We start from the raw sequence: 4,007 nt of genomic DNA, 5'->3' as shown, positions 1-4,007 counted from the left end.
ATCAAGAAAGGTAGGACCACGTGTCCGACCTGTCCTCCCGTGACCCGAACTGGTGGCGTCAGGCCGTTGTGTACCAGGTGTATCCGCGCAGTTTCGCCGACGCGGACGGCGACGGACTCGGGGACCTCAGGGGCATCACCGAGCGGCTCACCCACCTCGCCGCCCTGGGCGTCGACGCCCTCTGGCTGAGCCCCTTCTACCCGTCCGAGCTCGCCGACGGCGGCTACGACGTCGCCGACTACCGCGATGTCGACCCGCGCCTGGGCACCCTCGCCGACTTCGACGCGATGGTCGCCGAGGCGCACCGGCTGGGCCTGAAGGTCATGGTCGACATCGTGCCCAACCACACCTCGCACCTGCACAGTTGGTTCCAGGAGGCGCTGGCGGCCGGTCCCGGTTCCGCTGCCCGCGACCGGTACGTGTTCCGGGAGGGGCGCGGCGACGGCGGTCAACTCCCGCCCACCGACTGGCCGTCCGTCTTCGGCGGCAGCGCATGGAAGCAACTCCCCGACGGACAGTGGTACTTGCACCTCTTCACACCCGAACAGCCCGACCTGAACTGGGACAACGAGGAGGTCCGGGCCGACTTCCGCACCACGCTCCGCTTCTGGTCCGACCGGGGAGTGGACGGCTTCCGCGTCGACGTGGCCCACGCGCTGGTGAAGGATCTCGCCGAACCCCTGCGGGACATCGGCCCGCTCGCGGCCAACTCGGAGGCGGTCCTGGACTCCCTCCCACCCGGCAGCCACCCCTACTACGACCGCGACGAGGTCCACGAGATCTACCGCGACTGGCGCCGCAGCGTCTTCGACACCTACACCCCGCCCCGCATGGCGGTCGCCGAGGCCTGGGTACCGGCCGCCCGCCGCGCCCTCTACGCCCGCCCCGACGAACTCGGCCAGGCCTTCAACTTCGAGTACCTGGAGGCCGGTTGGGACGCGGACGAACTGCGCGAGGTGATCACCGGCTCGCTCGCCGCGGCCCGCGCGGCAGGCGCCTCCGCCACCTGGGTACTGTCCAACCACGACGTCGTACGCCACGCCTCGCGCCTGATGCTGCCGAGGGGCACCGACCCGAACACCTGGCTGCTGTCCGACGGCCGTACCCCGCCCGTCGACACGGCGGCCGGCCTGCGCCGCGCCCGCGCCGCGACCCTGCTGATGCTGGCGCTGCCCGGTTCGTCGTACGTCTACCAGGGCGAGGAACTCGGACTGCCCGAGGTCGCCGACCTGCCCGTCGAGATCCTCCAGGACCCCGTCTGGGAACAACAGGGCCACACCCACAAGGGCCGCGACGGCTGCCGGGTACCCCTCCCCTGGACCACGACCGGTCCGTCGTACGGCTTCGGGTCCGGCCCCGCGTGGCTGCCGCAGCCGGCGAGCTTCGCGTCGTACGCCGTCGAGGCACAGGACGGGAGCGAGGGCTCGACCCTGGAGCTCTACCGCAAAGCGCTGCGGCTGCGGCGCAAGCTGCTCGAAGGAGAGTTGCTCACCTGGGCCGCCGAAAGCCCGCCCGGGGTACTGCACTTCACCCGAACCGAGGGCTGGCGGTGTGTCACCAACCTGTCGGCGGAGCCGGTCGCCCTGCCGCCGGGGGAGGTGCTGCTGAGCAGCGAACCGGCGGCAGGGGGCGGTGAGTTGGGGCCCGACACGACCGTATGGCTGGGGGTGTAGCGCGCTCCGGGGCGCATTCACCCCACGGTCGGGGTCTGGCTGGCGCTGGGTGAGGCCTCGCCCGGGAGGACCGGTGGCTGAGTGGTGCTGTTCACCGGCGGGGTGAGGACCACCTCCGGCGCGCCCGCGGCCGGGGGCGGCGGGGTCAGGTCCACGGCCGGCAGCTTCGGCGGGGTCGTCTCCTGGAAGAGGACCTGGCTGAAGTTGACCAGGCCGGTGTCCTCCATGACCGTGATGTGGTCCAGGACCGTGGCGTTGGCCTGGTTGGCCAGGATCCGCACCAGGGTGTTCTCGGTCGTCCCGCGGATCTTCGCGATGGTGGCGAAGATCGAACCGTGCGTGACGCGCAGGATGTTGGCGAAGTCCGTGTCGAACTGCTTGCCGCTGTCGCCGTTCAGGGTGTTGATGAACCCCTGCTGCTGCGGACTGGGCTGGTTCGGGATCGTGATGTTGAGCATGGGGGCGATCTTGCGGACGGTGGAGTCCAGTGCCGCGTGCCCGTCGATCAGGTGCTTGCTCGCGGTGATGACCGCCGGGCTCGCCCCCTTCTTCAGTCCCATCTGGCCGACGGGGTACTCCCACAGCCCTGCCGCGCGCACCTTGACCACGAAGTCGCGGTCGGCCTCGGTCAGCGGCCCCCACTGCGTGTTGGCGATCACGCGTGCGGGCGCGCTGGAGACCGTGTTGACGCCCAGCATGGCCGGGTAGGCGAGGGCGACGAGGGTCAGGCTGAGGGCGCCGCCCACAACCATCGTTCCCGTCGCGTTCCGCGAAAAGCGCACCGTACCTCCTGTGTCGTGGACCGCCCGTCGGCGGTACGGACAGTGGGGAGTACGGATCGGGGAAGCGTTCGAAGTCTTTGGTTTTGGTAAAGCCCGAGTGGGGCGCGTCACAAGTGGCGGGTGATGCCTCCGGTTCGGCGCCCCGATTCCGGGCGGGTCGGGGCTAGTTGAACTGACCGGGCTGGTAGTCGCCGGCCGGCATCGTGAGCATGACGTTCATGCGGTTGAAGCTGTTGATGAGGGCGATCAGCGAGACGAGGGCCATGAGCTGCTCGTCGTCGTAGTGCTTCGCGGCGTTCCCCCACACCTCGTCGCTCACACCGCCGGACGCGTCCGCGATCCGCGTGCCCTGCTCCGCGAGTTCCAGCGCGGCGCGCTCCGCGTCGGTGAACACGGTGGCCTCGCGCCACACCGCGACGAGGTTCAGCCGTACCGAGGTCTCGCCGGCGGCCGCGGCGTCCTTGGTGTGCATGTCGGTGCAGAATCCGCACCCGTTGATCTGACTCGCCCGGATCTTCACCAGCTCCTGCGTGGCGGCGGGCAGCGGCGAGTCGGCGATGACCTTGCCCGCGGCGATGAAGTGCTTCAGGGCCTTGCCGGCGATCGGGCTGGTGAAGGCGTTGAGTCGGGCACCCATGGTGGGCTCCTCTGCGTTTCGTTGGTTCGCTGCCGTTGCTTGCACAGGACTGACGAAACGGGCGGCGGGAATGTGACAACGCGCGAGGAAAACCGGTGGAGCTTTGTCTCTCTCCGCCTCTACCGTGCTGCCCGACCGAGTCGTCTGGGCAAGGACGTGCCGTTGTACACCGTGTGAGACCCCCCGAGTGCTGAATCGTCGCGCGTCGCGCTGTTGCGCCGCGCTCCTTTTTGCTGCGGTCTTCTCACTGGAAACGGTGTACTTCTGTGCTCGAAAACTGGGTGGTCATGCCCACCTGCCTGCCGCTCGTCCGCCGCCGTTGTCATGCGTGCGGGGGCGGACACTTCCGGGCGGGCGGCAAGTTCCGCGTCAACGCCCACCACAAGCTGCTCGATGTCTGGCTCCTGGTCCTCTGCACGGCCTGCGGGTACACGGCAAAACTCACGGTCATGGAACGGGCGAACGTACGCTCCATCCGACCGGAACTGCTGGCCCGCCTGCACGCCAACGATGTTGTTCTGGCTGCGGAGTTGCTCCAGGACCCGGTCGTGCAGCGCCGTAATCGCATCGCTCTCGACTGGTCAGGCGCGTGGCGCCTGGACACCGGCGGCGGACCGGAACACCTGCACCGCGAGGTGATCGACATAGCGGTCCGCTTCACGGCCCGGATCCCGGTCCGACCGGTACGGCTGATAGCGGAGGGCTGCGCTTTGCCACGGGCCGAGGTCGAGTCCCTGATCACGGAGGGGAGGCTGGTGTCGACGGCCCGCCTGAACGCGAGGGTCTCGGACGACTTCACGTTCACGCTGAAGCGCTGACGCGCCCGCGCCCCCTACGGGCGCGGGGTGAGGGTGCCCGTGTGTATCGCTTGGAGGAGGTGAGTGAGGGGGGTGGGGGTGGTGGTGAGTGTGGTGG

4 protein-coding genes are annotated in these 4,007 nt (G+C 69.3%); 2 read left to right on the top strand and 2 right to left on the bottom strand.

Going from position 1 to position 4,007, the window contains the following annotated elements:
• Window positions 1–20: 20 nt before the first annotated feature.
• Entirely contained in the window at window positions 21–1,673 is a 1,653-nt protein-coding gene (locus JHN45_RS51160) for a glycoside hydrolase family 13 protein (protein ID WP_201056331.1), read from the top strand.
• Between the two features lie 17 nt (window positions 1,674–1,690).
• Here the strand turns inward: JHN45_RS51160 and JHN45_RS51155 are convergent, their stop codons facing one another.
• Window positions 1,691–2,419: a DUF4142 domain-containing protein gene (locus JHN45_RS51155; protein ID WP_200717597.1), complete on the bottom strand. Its 729-nt coding sequence runs from the start codon at window positions 2,417–2,419 to the stop codon at window positions 1,691–1,693.
• A 199-nt stretch (window positions 2,420–2,618) separates the two neighbouring features.
• A complete protein-coding gene (locus JHN45_RS51150) occupies window positions 2,619–3,092 on the bottom strand; it encodes a carboxymuconolactone decarboxylase family protein (protein ID WP_200717594.1) in 474 nt (157 codons plus the stop codon).
• A 287-nt stretch (window positions 3,093–3,379) separates the two neighbouring features.
• Between JHN45_RS51150 and JHN45_RS51145 the strand changes: the two genes are divergently transcribed.
• Window positions 3,380–3,910 (top strand): DUF1062 domain-containing protein, encoded by a 531-nt coding sequence (locus tag JHN45_RS51145; protein ID WP_201056329.1) that lies wholly within the window; start codon window positions 3,380–3,382, stop codon window positions 3,908–3,910.
• Window positions 3,911–4,007: the final 97 nt, after the last annotated feature.

Origin of the sequence: Streptomyces sp. MBT53 (assembly GCF_016654115.1) — a bacterium.
Classification (GTDB): Bacteria; Actinomycetota; Actinomycetes; order Streptomycetales; family Streptomycetaceae; genus Streptomyces.
The sequence above is the reverse complement of the archived record's forward strand: the minus strand, read 5'-3'. Positions and strand labels throughout refer to the sequence as shown.

What these genes read in the sequence shown, in the direction of transcription:
- JHN45_RS51145 (WP_201056329.1), top strand. Translation starts at nt 3,380, where the DNA reads ATGCCCACCTGCCTGCCGCTCGTCCGCCGCCGTTGTCATGCGTGCGGG.
- JHN45_RS51150 (WP_200717594.1), bottom strand. Translation starts at nt 3,092, where the DNA reads ATGGGTGCCCGACTCAACGCCTTCACCAGCCCGATCGCCGGCAAGGCC.